Genomic DNA, 16,876 nt, shown 5'->3' with positions numbered 1-16,876 from the left:
AACGGGGGGCGGATGGCTGACCAAGTTCTTACGATCGCAGATCGGATCAACACGAAACTGGATGAACTGACGCGCGCCGAACGGCAGCTTGCGCATTCGATTCTGGAAAACTATCCGGCCTCGGGATTGGGGCCGTTGGCGGCACTGGCCAAAGGGGCTCAGGTTTCCGTGCCAACGGTCGCGCGTATGGTGCAAAAGCTGGGGTTTAACGGCTATCCTGAATTTCAGGCCGAACTGCGCGAAGAGCTAAAGGCCAAAGTGCAAAACCCCATCGCCAAACACGACACATGGGCCGAAGGTGCGCCGTCAGGCCATGTGCTGAACCAATTCACCGACGCGGTGATCGACAATATCCGGCACACGCTGGCGCAGATTGACCCCGACAAGTTTGACGAGGCCTGTGCGATGGTCGCCGATCAATCCAAGGCATTGTTCATTGTTGGCGGGCGCGTTTCACATACATTGGCTGAATACCTGTTTTTGCACACGCAGGTGATCCGCCCCGATGTAACACATATCCAGTCGACCTCGAACACATGGCCGCACTATCTGTTGGATGTAAAAGCGGGCGACGTCTTTGTGATATTCGACGTGCGGCGTTATGAAAACAACACGCTGAAACTGGCCGAAATGGCCCATGCGCGCGGCGCTAAAATTATCCTTTTCACCGATCAATGGCGGTCGCCCGTGCACCAGCTTGCCGATATCAGCTTTAGCGGCAGAATCGTTGTGCCATCGGCGTGGGATAGCGTTGCGACATTGATGCTGCTGGTTGAATCGATGATCGCTGCGGTGCAGAACGCGGATTGGGCGCATACCAAAAACCGTATGGAGCAGCTCGAAGATATGTTCGACCAGACCAAATTATTCCGCAAATTCACTTGAATTCAGCCCCTGATTGTTCAAGCTGCAGGTGGTAAAGTGGAGTGAGTAAAAGCACATGGTTGAGTTGTTTTACAAGTATTGGATCGCACTAGGGGTGACTATTGGGGCGATCGTTGTGATCTACGGGAACTTTCGTAGCCTTGGTGCGATGATCTCCGAACTGCGCGACTGGTTGATCGTGAAGATTTCTCCCGAGGATTTTGACACGGGCTGGCCGCAAGCTTTGTCAGCGCGATATTGTAATGAGCGCTGGGAAATCGACGAGGTTCTCAGGCTCAGGCGGCAATACTTCGAGGAAGTTCTTAAGGGGGATGTCATCAGTAGCGATGATTCATACTGGGATGCATTTGAAAAGAACCCATACGCATTTCGCATTGTATCCGAGTTAGAGCAGCCATTCGGTTATTGGGGAATTATTCCGGTCTCAAAGGAAAGTTTCGACCAGTTCTTGCTTGGAGACTTGTCTCATGCGGAAATGCTATCGGAAGCTTGTATCAGTTGGGCCGATGCGGACCCTGCAAACCTTTATCTCTATCATATCGGCGTAGTTACAATTCCAAAGTCGATTGACGGCGGGAGCAGTAATTCCCTTCCTATTCGCGAAGCCAAAGTTGAACTTGATAATATCGCGACGATTTATGAATTGTCTAAGTGGGCCACGATAAAAGGCGTCGCTGTCTATGCATCTACGGCAAAAGGCGAAAAGGCAATTATCAAGAATTTACTTGCGTTGGGGTTCGAACGCACGGGAAAATTCGCTGCTTCTGATCGGTTGTCCGAAATTGCGGTACTGCGCGGAGATGCCGTAGCGGGCTTTTTTGACGCGATTTATAAGCATCGCATATTGCGTCTGTTGGCGCGCCATAAGGGCGGCCGTGTTGCCGGTGCTTGGACTTGGTTGTCCAACATCATTTGGGGGCCTGATTACGTTAAGCGCGTTCCAGATGCTGATCGCCGAGAGCTTGTCAGAGTCCGGTCTGAGTTGCGTAAAAGACCACCCGTAAAAGACTAGGCCGACCACGGGCGACTGTACCGGCGGTCAAGCAGTAACGAAACGGTGCACAACGCGCCCCGACCTCACCGCCAAAATTGCTGCGTTGCGGCGTTGAAAGTTGTCCGTAAGTCGATATTCCCCTTGCCGAAACCGGTTTCGGAAACGAACTATGATTCGTGGAGGACATCGGGCGATTATGAATTCGGTTGGAAAGGATATCCCGCGCAAAGCGGCACGCGTCAAAATTTCTGACGTCTCGGATGCTTTAGGGCTGACGAAATCAACCGTCTCGCGCGCGCTCAACCACTATCCCGACATTTCCGAAGCCACCCGCCTGCGGGTGCAGGCGATGGCCGACAAAATGGGCTATCGCCCGCTTAGCCATGCGCAGGCGATCCGCACCGGATTGGTCAAATCGCTGGGGTTGGTCGTCCAGATGGCCGACCATGATGCACAACGCCCGTTCCTGTCGACCTTTCTTGCCGGACTTTCCGAAGGGGCCAGCGCCGAAGGGTTTACATTGACCATTGCAACGTCAAACAGCGAACAAGCCACGCTGGACACGTTCAAAAGCATGATCCGCGATCACAAGGCGGACGGGTTTATCTTGCCGCGCACAATGATCGATGATCCGCGGATCGCCTTGTTGCAGGCAGCGGATGTGCCTTTTGTGCTTTTCGGGCGGGTGGCCGCTACGCCCGAACTGGCGTCATTTGACGTCAAGGGCGGGGCCGCAATGCAAGACGCGGTGCAGCATCTCGCAGCGCTTGGGCACCGCCGGATCGGGTTCATCAATGGCGGCATGCAGTATAGCTATGCACCGACGCGCGCGAATGGCTTTGCGCGCGGTATGCAGGCAGCGGGGCTTGCCGTTGATCCGGCGCTTATGGCGCAAGGTGCGGTTACTTTGGGGCAAGGGCGCGCTGCCGCTGAAGCCATCCTTGCGGTGCCAAACCCGCCCACTGCGATCGTTTGTGCGGTCGATATGGCCGCGCTGGGCGTTTATGAAATTGCCGCCGCGCGCGGGCTCGAAATCGGGCGAGACCTGTCGGTCATCGGCTATGACGGCGTGCCAGAGGGCGCTTATGTTACCCCGCCGCTTGCGACATTTGCGGTTGATTTCAAACAGGCGGGCCAGCGGTTGGCTGATCTGCTGATCCGCCAAATTCGCGGCGAAAATCCAAACGGGTTGCAAGAAACCGCCGCCGCACAGTTTTTGCGTCGCGGGTCCACGGGGCCAGCCCCCACTACCGACAATAATTCCAAGGGAGGAAACTATGAAAATGAACCATAAATCCACATTGCTGACAGGCGCGGCCACCGCGCTGGCCCTGTCCACAGTTGCCGCCAGCGCCGACACGCTGCGGTTCTGGACAACCGAAGAACAGCCAGAGCGGCTGGAGCGCCAAGAACAGATGGCTGCAGATTTTGCCGCCGCATCAGGTCACACCGTCGAAGTGATCCCTGTTACCGAAAGCGATCTGGGCACACGCGCGACAGCGGCTTTCGCAGCAGGCGATTTGCCTGATGTGATCTATCACCCGCTGCAGTATGCGCTGCCTTGGGCGGAAGCGGGTATTCTGGACACTGACGCCGCGACCGATGTGATCGAAAACCTCGGGGCTGATACATTTGCCCCCGGCGCACTTGCCATGGCTGCCAGCAATGACGGTTATGCCTCTGTGCCTGTTGACGGCTGGACGCAGATGATCGTCTACCGTGCGGATAAATTCGACGAAGCTGGCCTTGAGGCGCCGACATCCTACGCCAATGTGCTGGCCGCTGTTGAAGCCCTGCACAACCCGCCGGAAATGTACGGGTTTGTGGCAGCGACCAAGATTGACGAAAACTTCATGAGCCAAGTGCTCGAGCATGTTTTCTTGGCCAATGGCGTGTCACCCGTCGGGCCAGATGGGATCCAGGACCTTGACGAAGCCGCCACAATCGAAGTGCTGGAATTCTACAAAGCCATCGCCGAAGCATCCCCGCCCGGTGATCTGTATTGGGATCAGTCGCGGTCGCTTTATTTCTCGGGCAATGCGGCGATGATCATCTGGTCACCGTTCATTCTTGACGAATTGGCCGGCCTGCGCGACAGCGCCCCGCCCACCATCAACGACGATCCGACCAGCTCTGCGCTGGCGGCAGCGACAGGGATTGTGACCAACTTCTCGGGCCCGTCTAATCCTGATGGCGCGGCATGGGGTGACATCCGTTACTTTGGCATCACCTCTGATGCGGCCACGGATGCGGCTATGGAATTTGTCGAATATTCGATGAACGACGGCTATGGCCAGACGCTTGCCATTGCGCCCGAAGGCAAGTTCCCCGTGCGTCGCGGCACCGCTGAAAACCCGACCCAGTTTGCCGATCTTTGGGCGACATTGGATGTGGGTGTGGACCGCAAAGCGCCGCTTGGTGATCTGTACGAGGCTGACATGATTGCCGAAATCGTGGGTGGTCTGGATGTGGCCCAGCGTTGGGGCGTGGCTGACGGCCAGCTGGCAACCGCGTCCAAGATTATCAACAGCCAAGTGATCAACCGTCTTGTGCGCGAATTTATCGATGGCGAACGTGACGCAGCGGCAACTGTTGCCGCCCTGAACGAAGCCATCGCCGGCGTCGAGTAAACCAATCCTGCAGGGCGGCCCGTTCGCCTTGCAGCCCCTTTTCGGAGCAGCCCCCATGTCAGACCTATCCCCCCCCAAAGGCACCGGACCGCTCGCGCGGTTAGAGGCGCGTTTGGCTTGGGGTCTGCTTGCCCCGACGATCACCGCCGTTGCGCTTGTTGTGATCTTGCCGCTGCTAGCGATTTTCTGGATTAGCGTAAAACCTGTATCGCTGTCGGACCTGCGTGCCCCCGAGGTCGTCATCCGCGAAGACATCCGCGGCGACACCGAGGCCGTCGGCGATGCCGCATCCATCCGTTACCGGCTGCGCAATTCCTCGCAAGACCAGCCCATTCGCGGGGTGACGATAACGGATACTATTCCGGCAGGGCTGGCCGTGTCAGAATTGGACCCGCGCTGCACGCTGTCCGACCGCAATCTTTCCTGCGATTTGGGCGATTGGGAAGGCGGTTTTCGCGAAAACCTGATGATCCCTGTCACCCTTGAACAGGCCTATCTAGATAATGGCCTGCGCCCCCAAGACAGCCCTGCTGCCACCACGGGCCGCGCGTCAAGCATGCTGACCAACGGGACCTTTACGCTTGATAACTTTAAACGGGTGTTCGATGGCGATGAATTCTGGTCGGTGCTTTGGGTAACGCTATTCTACACGGTCTTTGGTACCATCGGCGCGTTGCTGTTCGGGTTGTTTGCCGCGCTTTTGCTCAACAAATCGTTCAGGGGGCAGGGGATTTTGCGCGGGCTTTACCTGTTTCCCTATGTGTCACCCGTGATCGCGGTAGCCTTTGCGTGGATTTTGCTGTTTGACCCGTTTTCGGGTTCTGCCAATGCGCTGCTAATCCAAATGGGTGTCACGCAAGAGGCGATCAATTTCTTTGGCCAGCGCCCGCTGGCACTGATCATGGTCACGCTGTTTGAAATCTGGCGCTATTTCCCGCTGTCGTTCCTGTTCATCCTTGCGCGAATGCAGTCGATTGATACGGACATGTATGAAGCCGCCGATATGGATGGCGCATCACCGTTCCAGCAATTTTGGTATCTCAGCGTGCCGCAGCTGCTAGGCATCCTTTCGGTCCTGTTCCTGCTTCGCTTCATTTGGACGTTTAACAAATTCGACGATATTTTCCTGCTGACGGGGGGCAACGCGGGCACGCGGACGCTGACGGTGAATGTTTATGAACAAGCCTTTGCAGTGTCGAATATCGGCGCAGGTGCCGCGGTGGCTGTGGTGATTTTTGGCTGCTTGCTGGCGTTTTCATTCTTTTTCTTCCGGTTTATCTCGCAGGAGGAAGGGCTATGAAATATCTGCGTTTTGGATATGTGACCGCGCCGCTTTTGGGTTTCTTATGGACCTTTGTGATCGCCCTGACCGTCGCCATCACCATGAGTTTCGCAACTGGGTCCGCGTTTCGGCCATCGGGGCTTGGTGCTTTGATTTGGGGCGCAGGGCTTGGGTTGGCTTGCTTGCCGGGCCCCGTATGGAAACCAATCATTGCCGCGATCGTCGTAACCGCCGCCGCATTGTTCGGCTTTGGGCCAATTGTGATCGGGCAAGGCGTTTCAGGATTTTCATCGATCCTTGGCGCAGGCGCGACCGCAGGGTTTGCGGCGCTGGGCCTAAAGATCATTCTGGACGGCGTCGCATTCGGGCCGATCAACCGCCATGTGTCCGAGGCGTCGCTGATCAAATTCCTGACCGGTTTCGGCTATATCTTTTTCACGGCCATCGTGTTGATCCCGTTCTATGTGATGGTTCTGACAAGCCTGAAGAACCAAGCGGAGCTGATCCAGAACCCGCTCGATTTCTCGGTTGATCTGTCTAAGGGGTGGGATCTGTTCCGGTCATACGATGAATTGTTCCGCCAGTTTGATTTCGGCATCTACCTGTTCAATTCATTCGTGATTTCGGTGCTGACCGTGTTGATCACGCTGCTGTTCGCGGTGCCGGGTGCCTATGCAGTGGCGCGGTTGCGGTTTCGCGGGCGGGCGGCGTTTTCGCGGTCGATCCTGCTGATCTATATGGTGCCGATGATCGTGCTGGCGCTGCCGATCTACATCGCGTTTTCGATGGCAGGCCTGCGCAATTCCTTGGGCGGTATTGTAATGATCTATCCGGTCACGACGATCCCTGTCGCGCTTTATATGCTGCAAGGCTATTTTCGTGGGCTTCCCGCCGAGATCGAAGAAGCGGGGCTAATGGACGGGCTCAGCCGTTTGCGGGTGATCTGGAAGATCACCTTGCCGCTGTCATTGCCTGCGATGGCCTCTGTTTCGCTTTATGTTTTCATGATCGCGTGGAATGAATTCCTGCTTGCGTTCATGCTGCTGGACGACCCGTCGAAATTCACGCTCACACGTGGGATCGCCAGCCTCAATTCTTCCGAAATTCCGCGCCAACACCTGATGGCCGGTTCCGTGATCGCGACTGTGCCGATCATGGCGCTGTTCTTGGGTTTGGAGCGGTTCATGACAAAAGGTCTGACCGCTGGGTCGGTCAAAGGATAAGACGATGAACTATGATAAACTGGACAAACGCGCGCGCAAAATTTTGCAGGTTAATGATCGCGGGCTTTATACCGTGCCGACCAAGGGGCTGTACCCATACCAGTGGAACTGGGACAGCGCGTTTTGCGCTTGGGGGATCGCCACTTATGACGTGCGCCGCGCTTGGGCTGAAATAGAGACGCTTTTCACCGGCCAGTGGGATAACGGCATGGTGCCGCATATTGTGTTCCACAAACAGGCTATCGGGTATTTTCCGGGGCCTGACGTGTGGAATGTGCCGCGTGTGCCGCATACATCGGGGATCACCCAGCCCCCGATTGCCGCCACAATGGCGCGCAGCGTTTACGAGCAGGACAAGCATTATGGCCGCGTCCATATGGAGCTACTCTACGGGCGGCTGGTGTCATGGCACCGCTGGTTCGTGAAATACCGCCTGCATGACGGTATGGTCGCGATCACCCACCCGTGGGAATCTGGGCGCGACAACGCGATTGACTGGGATGGCGCGATGGCCAATGTCGACGGGTCCAATGTGGGCGAATATACGCGCCGCGATACCGCCCATGTCGACCCAGAAATGCGCCCCAAAAAAGAAGACTATGACCGCTATCTTGCGATGCTTTACTTTTCGCGCGATTGCGGTTGGGACGAGGTTGAAATCGCCAAAAATTCACCGCTGCGCATGGCTGATGTGGGCATGACATTCCTGTTCTTGCGCGCATGCCGCGACCTGTTGCATCTTGCCTTGGAACTGGACCATGAAACCGATGAAATCCAAGGCTGGATTACAACGCTGAAAGGCGGGGTCGACCGCCATTGGAACGCAGAACGCGGCCATTACGACAGTATCGATCTGCGCACAGGCGAATTCGCGAATTCGCTTAGCTCTGGTTCGTTTTTGTGCTGGTACGCTGGTGTCGATCACCCGCAAATGCTGGCGCATTATGAACGGATTATGGGCATGGTGCCATTTGGGGTGCCGTCGAATGATCCGGCGGCGGATACGTTTAACCCCAAACGCTATTGGCGCGGGCCGACATGGTCGAATGTGAACGCCTTGATCGCCATCGGGCTGGCTGAAATGCATCATATCACCAAGGCCGAAGAGCTGCGCAAAGCCACCCAAAGCCTGATCGCGGAACATGGGTTCTTTGAATACTTCGACCCCTATATCGGCACCCCCGAAGGCGGCGACAACTTTAGCTGGACCGCAGCAATCTGGCTGACATGGGCATCACCGCACGCCAAGGGGAGGTTCTAGAATGGGGTCCATCACGCTTAACGCAGTCGAAAAATGGTTCGGCAATGTGCAGGTGATCAAGGGTATTGATCTTGATATCGCCGAGGGAGAATTCATCATTTTTGTAGGCCCGTCAGGATGCGGGAAATCGACCCTGTTGCGGATGATTGCGGGGCTAGAGGAAACCAGCCGTGGGCAGATCATGATTGATGATCGCGATGCGACAGCTGAACCACCCGCCAAACGCGGGCTGGCGATGGTGTTTCAGTCTTATGCGCTTTATCCGCATATGTCGGTGCGCGATAACGTTGGGTTTCCGCTGAAATCTGCGGGCATGGCCGCCGATGCCGTCGCCGCCAAAGTAGACGAGGCCGCGCGCGTGCTCAAGCTTGACGCCTATATGGACCGCCGCCCCAAAGACCTGTCAGGCGGACAACGCCAGCGTGTCGCAATCGGGCGGTCAATCGTGCGCGATCCGACCGCGTTTTTGTTTGACGAACCGCTGTCCAATCTGGATGCATCCTTGCGCGTAGAAATGCGCTATGAAATCGCCAAGCTGCACCAAACGCTGAAATCCACCATGATCTATGTGACCCATGATCAGGTTGAAGCAATGACATTGGCCGACCGGATCGTAGTGCTTGATGGCGGTTATATTGCGCAGGTGGGCACCCCGCGCGAATTGTATGAAAAACCCGCCAATCTGTTTGTGGCGCAGTTCATCGGATCGCCAAAAATGAACGTCATGCCCGCAGATACGGTGTCAGGCCTCAGGTTACCCACAGGGGCGACGCAGGTCGGATTACGCCCCGAACATGCGACCCTTGTCAAACCGGGGGCAGGGCAGTTGGAAGGCACGGTTGACGTGCTCGAATATCTTGGCGCGGATACATTCGTGGTGCTTGATTGTGCTGCTGCGGGGCAGGTCACTGTGCGTGTGCTGGGCGATTCCACCCTTGCACCAGGTGAAAATGTTTCGGTCCTGTTCGATGCCGACCGGACGCATTTCTTTGACAGTCACGGCACCGCGCTAAGATGATCGTTCAGGCGCGCTAACCCAGGACCAGCCCTTGGTTCGGGATCATGCGCGCATAGAATTGCAGGCCCGATCGGGCAGTTCACCGCGATGCGTCACTCTATCACCGAGCGGTCCTTTTGGGGGATCACAGGCGCTGCGTGCGGGTCGATCCCGTGGTGTTTCAGCCGCTCATCCAGAAAGCTGTTCGCGGGTGGTACACCGCCAAAACGTTTTGCGCAGAAATTCTTGATCGGCGCCCAAATGTGCAGGCAGCGTGTTTCATCCGTAAAATGCCGCCGCGTTAGCATTGGACGCTTTGTGAAAATCCGGCGGTTCGCAAAATGAACCGGATAATAGACATCCGTTGTGCGCGCATGTTTGATTTCGCCGCTTTTGTTCAGGAAAGCCGTGACACCCAGCGGTCCCCAAATTCCCCATTTCATTTCGGATACATGCATCGGGTCCCCTGCGGCAGCGCGCGCCAGGATCGGTTTCAGATGAAGGCGCGGTAACCAATCGGGAATCGCGTATTCGTCTGCCGTAAATTCAAGCAAGCCGTTCAGCGCAGGACTATCCTGAGGCATCCGCAGGATAGCACCGTTAACCTGCCCTCTTTGACGTGCTTCGCTATAGACTTCGTAGCCAAAAATATGGCTTTCGCCCCCAGGGAAGGGGCGCACGGAATAAACATCCGTGTCGACATAGATGATTTCAGGGTCCTTGGCGATCAGGTGAAACCGGAACAGATCCGAAAACAGCGCGACCGACCCAGTCCGTTCATGCGTCACAAACCGGTCTGTCGCCAGAATATCGTTGCCATCGCGGATTTCGACGCCTTCGGGCACGCCTTTGACTTCGCCATAGGTATACAGGATCATCTGATGCCCCTGATCGACAAAGGATTTCAGGCAAAGCTGTTCTAGCCAAGTCAACGACCCGCCAATCCATAGTGCACCAATCGGGGGAAGCTTTGCCATCGTAAACACCTGAATATTGGGTAATCTTAGCGCGGTTTTCTAACGTACCGTAGGCTGCATCGCAATAAGGTTTCTCAAGCGCAATTGCCTGCACCGATGTGATACAAAGAATGCGCGCTGGGTCGTTGATACATTTATTGATATATGTGAAAGTAAGTTCCTGACATATCGAGCAGGTGACAAGTGAATAAAGAACGCTTTCTCATTGTAACGACAATGAAAAACGAAGCCCCGTTCATGCTGGAATGGATCGCGTTTAATCGTGCCATCGGCTTTGACGATTTTCTGATTTATACGAATGATTGCGCGGATGGCACCGATGCAATTGCAATGCGTCTTCAAGAACTGGGACTGGCCGGTCACGTTGACAACAACGACCGCAAAATCGGCCGCAAAGGGCGCGAACTGTCGCCCCAGCGTGCGGCATTGCGGCTTGCGCCCAAGACAGAGCATTTCAAAGCCGCGAACTGGGTTATCTGCGCGGACGCGGACGAGTTTTTGAACCTGCGCTGCGGCATGGCGCTGCCCGATCTTATTGAAAAAAGCGGCCCTGCGGACGCGATATCGATTTGCTGGAAACTGTTTGGAAATGGCACGCGCCGCCATTACGACGATCTGCCGCTGACCGAGCAGTTTTTCCAATGCGCCGACGAAGGTTCATTTTCCAATTTTCGCGGCGCCGGCGTTAAGACGATTTTTCGCAACAACGGAACGTTTGACCGCATGGGCGTGCATCGCCCGAAAATCAATGTCCCCAAAGATCTGCCTGAGGACGCGCCTTCGCCATATGATGATGTGGTTTGGCGCGATGCAGGTGGCAACACCGTTGACGCAAAAACCATAACATGGCGCACCTGGTCAGGGTTCCGCCACGATTTCGCGCGGCTTCACCATTATGCGATCCGCAGTTCTGACAGTTTTCTGGTCAAGCGCGACCGCGGCCGCACCAACCATGTGAATATGGATCAGGGCCAAGAGTATTTCGACGCGATGAACACGAATTACACACGTGATTATTCAATCTTGCGACACGTGCCCGGGATGTTGGAAGAGCTGGAAAAGCTTCATTCGGATAAGGTTTTGACAGAACTGCACGCGCAAGCCGTCGCATGGCACCGCGCCAAAATCGCAGATATCAAAGATCGCGCGGATTGGGCCGAATTTATTGATATGGTCTATCGGCATTCGGGTCTTCCGGGATCAGTTTCGCAACGCAAAGCCGAAGCGCAGCCCGCGCAAGAAGGCTAACGCATATGCAAACATAATGGATTCATATCGGATTGCCCAAAACCGGTTCGACTGCAATCCAGCGTTTTGCGCGCGACAATGCCGATTACTTGCGGCGGCGCGGATTTGATTTTCTGCCGCGCAATCGCAACGGATCCTACAATGATCTAAGCGTCGCAATGCGCAGCGGTGACCGCGCCCGCGCCGCAAAGCTGGCGACTATGGTGCGAGGGATGATCGACAAAAGCCCGGCGCAGACCCTTGTGCTGAGTTCAGAGATGCTCTCGGAAGTGGATCCGGCAAAACTGCGCGAATTGCTTGCGCTGCAAGAGCAGACAAGCGTCATGATTGTCGGCTATTTCCGTCGGCAGAGTAAATATCTGGCAAGCTCGTATAAGCAAAAACTGAAAACGGCAAAAACCAAGATCGGATTTGAAAATTTCATTGCCAAATTTGGCACAGGTGCCGGAAATTATGGCCACCTTGTCGCCCGTTGGCAGGCGGCCTAGCCTGAAGCCGATTTTGTCTTTCGACGGTTTGATCCAAATGCATTTCCGCAAGGCGATGTCGTGCGCGATTTCATGCAGCTAATTGGCATTGATATCACTGAAGAGGGGTTTCCAGCGTCACAGGTTTCGGCAAATGCCACCCCGTCGATCGAAGTGTTGGAACTGATGCAACTGGTGCGCAGCGTCCCCGAGGTGCATGTAAGGAAAGTCTTCCGGTCTTTGCCAATGCAAGAACTGCCACGGTTTTCGGGCGCAGTGATGGAAAACGCCGCTGCCAAAGCACTGCTCGCAAACTTTGCCGAAGAAAACGAAGCGCTGCGGCAGGCGTTCTTTCCGGATGATGCACAACTGTTCGACACGGCTGATCAGGATGGACCGGAACCGGCGCTTGCACAGTCGGCCTTTACCGATAAGCAGCGCGCGATCGTTGGTGCGCTTTTGCGCGCGGCCGCAAAACGGGCGGCGCAACCCTAGCGCGGTCTGCGGGACGCATCAAATAGTTGACACAAAACGCCGGTAAATCTGGGAGTTGTGCAAAAAAGTCAGATAGTGGCAACATAGCAAACACAGACCCAAAGGTCGTTTGTACAAAGGAGCCATGCCAATGCGTTATCTGTCCGATATCGAAATTGCCCGCGCAGCAAAGAAACAGCCCATCCAGGTGATCGGTGCCAAGCTGGGGATCGACGCGACGCATTTGCTTCCCTATGGCCACGACAAGGCCAAGGTCAGTCAGGATTTCATCAATTCCGTGCAGGGCAACAAGTCCGGCAAGCTGATCCTTGTGACCGCCATCAACCCGACGCCTGCCGGCGAGGGCAAGACGACAACCACAGTCGGGCTGGGTGACGGTTTGAACCGGATCGGCAAGAAAACGGCGATTTGTATCCGCGAGGCATCGCTTGGTCCGTGTTTCGGCATGAAGGGCGGGGCGGCTGGCGGTGGCAATGCGCAAGTCGTGCCGATGGAAGAAATGAACCTGCATTTCACCGGCGATTTCCATGCGATCACCAGCGCGCATAACCTGCTAAGCGCAATGATTGATAACCATATCTATTGGGGCAACGAGCTTGAGATCGACGAACGGCGGATTGTCTGGCGCCGCGTTATGGATATGAACGACAGGGCGCTACGCGATACCGTGGTATCGCTAGGCGGTGTCAGTAACGGCTTTCCGCGTCAAACCGGATTTGACATTACCGTAGCAAGCGAAGTCATGGCGATCTTGTGCCTTTCAACAAGCCTGCAGGATTTGCAAAAGCGGCTGGGCGATATCATCGTCGCCTATACCCGCGCGCGCACGCCAATCTATGCCCGCGATATCGGGGCGGATGGCGCAATGACCGTGCTGCTCAAGGATGCGATGCAGCCCAATTTGGTGCAGACCTTGGAAAATAACCCTGCATTTGTGCATGGCGGCCCGTTTGCCAATATCGCACACGGGTGCAACAGCGTCATTGCGACCAATACGGCGCTGAAATTGGCCGATTACGTGGTAACCGAGGCCGGATTTGGCGCTGATCTGGGTGCTGAAAAGTTCATGAACATCAAATGCCGCAAGGCCGGGTTGGCCCCCGATTGTGTTGTGCTGGTCGCGACCGTGCGCGCGATGAAGATGAATGGTGGCGTGGCCAAGCCCGACCTAGGGGCCGAAAATGTGCAAGCAGTTAAGGACGGTTGCCCGAACCTTGGTCGCCATATTAGCAACCTCAAGGCTTTTGGGGTGCCTGTTGTGGTCGCGATCAACCATTTTGTGACCGACACAGATGCCGAAGTCGACGCGATCAAAGCATATGCCAAAAGCCAGGGGTCAGAGGCAATCTTGTGCCGCCATTGGGAACTGGGCAGTGCGGGAACAGTTGATCTTGCTACCCGCGTGGCCGCGATCGCTGATGCAGGTGTCGCGCAATTTGCGCCGCTCTATCCGGATGAGATGCGCCTGTTCGATAAGATCAAGACGATTGCCACCCGCATCTATAACGCCGACGAAGTCTTGGCCGACAAGAAAATCCGCGATCAGCTGCGCCAGTGGGAAGACGCGGGATATGGGCATTTTCCCGTATGTATGGCCAAGACGCAATATTCGTTTTCAACCGATCCCAATCTGCGCGGCGCGCCCAGCGGACATTCGGTGCCGATCCGCGAGGTCCGGCTAAGTGCGGGCGCGGGGTTTATCGTGGTGATCTGCGGGGAAATCATGACGATGCCCGGACTGCCCCGCAATCCGGCCGCGCTTGAAATCGGACTGAATGCGGCGGGTGAAATCGAAGGCCTGTTCTGATCCCTCCAGCGCTAAAGCGCCAGTTCTTCCAGCATTTGCGCGGGCGTAACATTGGCCTTATCGGCGCGGCGTTTGACTTCGCCGCGCGTCATCACGACAAACCGGTCCGCAAGCCCGTATGCAAAGTCAAAGTTCTGTTCGACCAACACGATTGCCATATTGCCCTGTTCGCGGAGCAAATCAATTGTACGACCGATTTGCTGGATGATATTGGGCTGGATGCCTTCGGTCGGCTCGTCCAGCAACAACACTTTGGGCCTTGTGATCAGCGCGCGGGCGATGGCAAGCTGCTGTTGCTGCCCGCCGGACAGATCGCCGCCGCGCCTTGCTTTCATGTCCAATAGCACCGGAAACAAGCGAAAAATTTCGTCAGGGATCTGGCGGTCTTCGCTGGGCAGGCAAGCAAAGGCGGTTTCAAGGTTTTCTTGCACCGTCATCAGCGGGAAAATCTCGCGGCCTTGCGGCACATAGGCAATGCCCGCACGCGCCGCTGCAAATGCAGACGGGTGGTCAAGAATTTGATCACCGACCGAAAGCGTGCCATCCGTATAGGGATGACGCCCCGAAATCGCCTTGAGCAGGCTGGTCTTGCCAACGCCATTGGTGCCCATCACCGCAGTGACCTCGCCAACTGGCGCATTCAACGAAATACCATTCAGAATCTGGCTTTGCCCATAATGTAGGGTCAGATCTTGGACATTCAACATTATGCGCGCCCCAAATATACGTCGATCACGGTTTTATCGGCGGTGACGTGGTCCAATGACCCTTCCGCCAGAACCGACCCTTCGTGCAGCACGGTGACCTTGCAATCAAGGCGGCGTACGAATTCCATATCATGTTCAACCACGACCACGGCGCGGGTTTTCGCCGCGCGTTTCAGCAGATCGGTGGTCAATTCGCGTTCGGCTGTGGTCATCCCCGCTGCAGGTTCATCGACCAGCAACAGGCGCGGATCTTGCGCCAGCAACATCCCGATTTCGAGCCATTGTTTTTGCCCGTGGCTGAGTTCACCCGATTTACGGGTCAGGCTGTCTGACAGACCGATTTCTTCGGCAATCTCTTCGATACGCGCGGCCCCTTCGAGGGTTTTCTTGTAGAACAGCACGGCAAACGGCCCACGAGGATTGCGCAGCGCCATAGCAAGGTTTTCGCGCACGGTCTGGTCTTCAAATACGGTGGGTTTCTGGAACTTGCGCCCGATCCCTTCCATTGCGATTTCGCTTTCGGACATGCCAAGCAGGGAAATATTGCGATCCCCCCATGTAACACGGCCCGAGTCAGGCTTTGTCTTGCCGGTGATGATATCCATAAACGTGGTTTTGCCTGCGCCATTCGGCCCAATCACTGCGCGCAATTCTGGTTCGCCGATTTGGATCGATAGGTTGTTGATCGCGCGAAAGCCGTCAAAACTGACCGAGACGCCATCGACTTCGAGAAGGGTGCTCATGATGGTTTCCTCACCAGATAATCAAACAGCCCGCCGATGCCTTTGGGTGCGTAAAGTGTGACGGCAACAAACGACAGGCCAAGCAGCACTAGCCACCAGTCTGTCCATTGGATCGTATAAAACCCAAGTGGGATGGCAGGGGCGCCACCGCCGGTGAACCAGCTTGAAAGCAGCGACACGAACGCCGCGCCAATGACCGCGCCATACAGCCGCCCACGCCCGCCGATGGCCACCCAAACCGCAAGATAAATCGACGCAATCGGTGCGATTTCGGCGGGGTTGATGATGCCCGCCTGCGGGTAATAGAGCGCGCCCGCGATGGCTGCGACAACGGCAGTGATGGTAAAGACGAACAGTTTGTAGCTTTCGACGTGATAACCCAAGAAACGCACGCGCGATTCATTATCGCGGATCGCCTTGATCACGCTGCCCATCTTGCCCGATGTGATCCACGCAAACAGCACATAGCCCAAGGCAACAGCCAGCGCCGAAGCATAGAAGAACGCGAGCGAGATCGTGGATTGTGGCGTGTTTTCATAGCCGGGGATATTTTGGAGGCCGGACAGCCCGTTATTGCCGCGCAAGCCGCTATCGTTTTGAAACAGATAAAGCGCAAGCGCGAGCGTCATTGCTTGGGTCAAGATCGACAGGTAAACGCCCGTGACACGGCTGCGGAATGCCAACCAGCCGAACAAAAGCGCAAGCAGACCGGGCACCAGCACGACAAGCATTAGCTGCATGAACAAGCTGTCGGAAAACGCCCAAATCATTGGAAATTCAGAACTGCCTACAACACCGAAAATCTGGTTGCCGATGGCGTCGGTGATTTCTTGGGCCGTTGGCGGGATTGTCTGCGCGGCGAAGCCTTCAAGAACGATCCCTTCGGTGCGCGCATACATCAGCCACATGCCAACGGCATAGCCGCCGATCCCGAAGAATGCGAAATGCCCAAGGCTTAAGATTCCGCAGTAGCCCCAGACCACATCCATCGCGACGGCGATCAGGCAAAGGCAAAGCGTTTTACCCAAGGTTTTGACAAAGGACGTGGACATAATGCCAAGCCCTGCCTCGGACAAGATCGTCACGCCGATTGTGAACAGGCTAAGCGCCAGCAAGAACCAAAGCGTTGACGGATTGCGAATGAGAAAGCTGTTTTTCAT

Annotated in this window: 16 protein-coding genes; 12 read left to right on the top strand and 4 right to left on the bottom strand. The window is 55.8% G+C overall.

Annotated features, from left to right (window positions below):
• Window positions 1–12: 12 nt before the first annotated feature.
• From BM320_RS15945 to BM320_RS15910, 8 genes are all read left to right on the top strand, one after another.
• A complete protein-coding gene (locus BM320_RS15945) occupies window positions 13–885 on the top strand; it encodes a MurR/RpiR family transcriptional regulator (RefSeq protein WP_090201793.1) in 873 nt (290 codons plus the stop codon).
• 55 nt (window positions 886–940) lie between these two features.
• Window positions 941–1,897, top strand: coding sequence for a hypothetical protein (locus BM320_RS15940; RefSeq protein ID WP_090201792.1), 957 nt, complete (start codon window positions 941–943; stop codon window positions 1,895–1,897).
• Between the two features lie 151 nt (window positions 1,898–2,048).
• Entirely contained in the window at window positions 2,049–3,173 is a 1,125-nt protein-coding gene (locus BM320_RS15935; RefSeq protein ID WP_242651084.1) for a LacI family DNA-binding transcriptional regulator, read from the top strand.
• On the top strand, window positions 3,157–4,509 hold the full coding sequence (locus BM320_RS15930) for an ABC transporter substrate-binding protein (protein WP_090201790.1): 1,353 nt from the start codon (window positions 3,157–3,159) through the stop codon (window positions 4,507–4,509). The genes BM320_RS15935 and BM320_RS15930 overlap by 17 nt, the downstream gene beginning before the upstream one ends.
• Window positions 4,510–4,564: 55 nt before the next feature.
• Window positions 4,565–5,809, top strand: a complete 1,245-nt coding sequence (locus BM320_RS15925) for a carbohydrate ABC transporter permease (RefSeq protein WP_090201789.1) — start codon at window positions 4,565–4,567, stop codon at window positions 5,807–5,809.
• Window positions 5,806–7,014 carry a carbohydrate ABC transporter permease gene (locus BM320_RS15920; RefSeq protein WP_090201788.1) on the top strand — a complete coding sequence of 403 codons (1,209 nt, stop codon included), beginning with the start codon at window positions 5,806–5,808 and terminating at the stop codon, window positions 7,012–7,014. Before BM320_RS15925 ends, BM320_RS15920 begins: the two co-directional genes overlap by 4 nt.
• Before the next feature lie 4 nt (window positions 7,015–7,018).
• On the top strand, window positions 7,019–8,275 hold the full coding sequence (locus BM320_RS15915) for an MGH1-like glycoside hydrolase domain-containing protein (RefSeq protein ID WP_090201787.1): 1,257 nt from the start codon (window positions 7,019–7,021) through the stop codon (window positions 8,273–8,275).
• Between the two features lies 1 nt (window position 8,276).
• Window positions 8,277–9,293, top strand: coding sequence for an ABC transporter ATP-binding protein (locus tag BM320_RS15910; RefSeq protein ID WP_090201786.1), 1,017 nt, complete (start codon window positions 8,277–8,279; stop codon window positions 9,291–9,293).
• A 92-nt stretch (window positions 9,294–9,385) separates the two neighbouring features.
• On the opposite strand, the gene BM320_RS15905 is transcribed toward BM320_RS15910, so the two are convergent.
• Window positions 9,386–10,249: a hypothetical protein gene (locus BM320_RS15905; RefSeq protein WP_090201785.1), complete on the bottom strand. Its 864-nt coding sequence runs from the start codon at window positions 10,247–10,249 to the stop codon at window positions 9,386–9,388.
• A 216-nt stretch (window positions 10,250–10,465) separates the two neighbouring features.
• On the opposite strand from BM320_RS15905, the gene BM320_RS15900 reads away from it, so the two are divergent.
• From BM320_RS15900 to BM320_RS15885, 4 genes are all read left to right on the top strand, one after another.
• A complete protein-coding gene (locus BM320_RS15900; RefSeq protein WP_090201784.1) occupies window positions 10,466–11,497 on the top strand; it encodes a glycosyltransferase family 2 protein in 1,032 nt (343 codons plus the stop codon).
• A gap of 32 nt (window positions 11,498–11,529) precedes the next feature.
• Complete coding sequence (locus tag BM320_RS15895) at window positions 11,530–11,985, top strand: hypothetical protein (protein WP_090201783.1); 456 nt, start codon at window positions 11,530–11,532, stop codon at window positions 11,983–11,985.
• 60 nt (window positions 11,986–12,045) lie between these two features.
• Complete coding sequence (locus BM320_RS15890; protein WP_131802441.1) at window positions 12,046–12,459, top strand: hypothetical protein; 414 nt, start codon at window positions 12,046–12,048, stop codon at window positions 12,457–12,459.
• A 130-nt stretch (window positions 12,460–12,589) separates the two neighbouring features.
• Window positions 12,590–14,266, top strand: a complete 1,677-nt coding sequence (locus BM320_RS15885; protein ID WP_090201781.1) for a formate--tetrahydrofolate ligase — start codon at window positions 12,590–12,592, stop codon at window positions 14,264–14,266.
• An 11-nt stretch (window positions 14,267–14,277) separates the two neighbouring features.
• Here the strand turns inward: BM320_RS15885 and urtE are convergent, their stop codons facing one another.
• From urtE to urtC, 3 genes are read right to left on the bottom strand one after another with little or no spacing between them, the layout of a single operon-like run.
• Window positions 14,278–14,973: an urea ABC transporter ATP-binding subunit UrtE gene (urtE, locus tag BM320_RS15880; protein ID WP_090201780.1), complete on the bottom strand. Its 696-nt coding sequence runs from the start codon at window positions 14,971–14,973 to the stop codon at window positions 14,278–14,280.
• A complete protein-coding gene (gene urtD, locus BM320_RS15875) occupies window positions 14,973–15,716 on the bottom strand; it encodes an urea ABC transporter ATP-binding protein UrtD (RefSeq protein ID WP_090201779.1) in 744 nt (247 codons plus the stop codon). The genes urtE and urtD overlap by 1 nt, the downstream gene beginning before the upstream one ends.
• A complete protein-coding gene (gene urtC, locus BM320_RS15870) occupies window positions 15,713–16,876 on the bottom strand; it encodes an urea ABC transporter permease subunit UrtC (protein ID WP_090201778.1) in 1,164 nt (387 codons plus the stop codon). Before urtC ends, urtD begins: the two co-directional genes overlap by 4 nt.

It is taken from the genome of Yoonia tamlensis (genome assembly GCF_900115105.1).
Taxonomy (GTDB): Bacteria; Pseudomonadota; Alphaproteobacteria; order Rhodobacterales; family Rhodobacteraceae; genus Yoonia; species Yoonia tamlensis.
This window is presented reverse-complemented; position numbering and strand designations above follow the sequence as displayed.

Excerpts from the sequence above, each read along its gene's own strand:
- BM320_RS15945 (WP_090201793.1), top strand. The coding sequence starts at position 13 with ATGGCTGACCAAGTTCTTACGATCGCAGATCGGATCAACACGAAACTG.
- BM320_RS15940 (WP_090201792.1), top strand. The coding sequence starts at position 941 with ATGGTTGAGTTGTTTTACAAGTATTGGATCGCACTAGGGGTGACTATT.
- BM320_RS15935 (WP_242651084.1), top strand. The coding sequence starts at position 2,049 with ATGATTCGTGGAGGACATCGGGCGATTATGAATTCGGTTGGAAAGGAT.
- BM320_RS15930 (WP_090201790.1), top strand. The coding sequence starts at position 3,157 with ATGAAAATGAACCATAAATCCACATTGCTGACAGGCGCGGCCACCGCG.
- BM320_RS15925 (WP_090201789.1), top strand. The coding sequence starts at position 4,565 with ATGTCAGACCTATCCCCCCCCAAAGGCACCGGACCGCTCGCGCGGTTA.
- BM320_RS15920 (WP_090201788.1), top strand. The coding sequence starts at position 5,806 with ATGAAATATCTGCGTTTTGGATATGTGACCGCGCCGCTTTTGGGTTTC.
- BM320_RS15915 (WP_090201787.1), top strand. The coding sequence starts at position 7,019 with ATGAACTATGATAAACTGGACAAACGCGCGCGCAAAATTTTGCAGGTT.
- BM320_RS15910 (WP_090201786.1), top strand. The coding sequence starts at position 8,277 with ATGGGGTCCATCACGCTTAACGCAGTCGAAAAATGGTTCGGCAATGTG.
- BM320_RS15905 (WP_090201785.1), bottom strand. The coding sequence starts at position 10,249 with ATGGCAAAGCTTCCCCCGATTGGTGCACTATGGATTGGCGGGTCGTTG.
- BM320_RS15900 (WP_090201784.1), top strand. The coding sequence starts at position 10,466 with ATGAAAAACGAAGCCCCGTTCATGCTGGAATGGATCGCGTTTAATCGT.
- BM320_RS15885 (WP_090201781.1), top strand. The coding sequence starts at position 12,590 with ATGCGTTATCTGTCCGATATCGAAATTGCCCGCGCAGCAAAGAAACAG.
- urtE (WP_090201780.1), bottom strand. The coding sequence starts at position 14,973 with ATGTTGAATGTCCAAGATCTGACCCTACATTATGGGCAAAGCCAGATT.
- urtD (WP_090201779.1), bottom strand. The coding sequence starts at position 15,716 with ATGAGCACCCTTCTCGAAGTCGATGGCGTCTCGGTCAGTTTTGACGGC.
- urtC (WP_090201778.1), bottom strand. The coding sequence starts at position 16,876 with ATGAAAAACAGCTTTCTCATTCGCAATCCGTCAACGCTTTGGTTCTTG.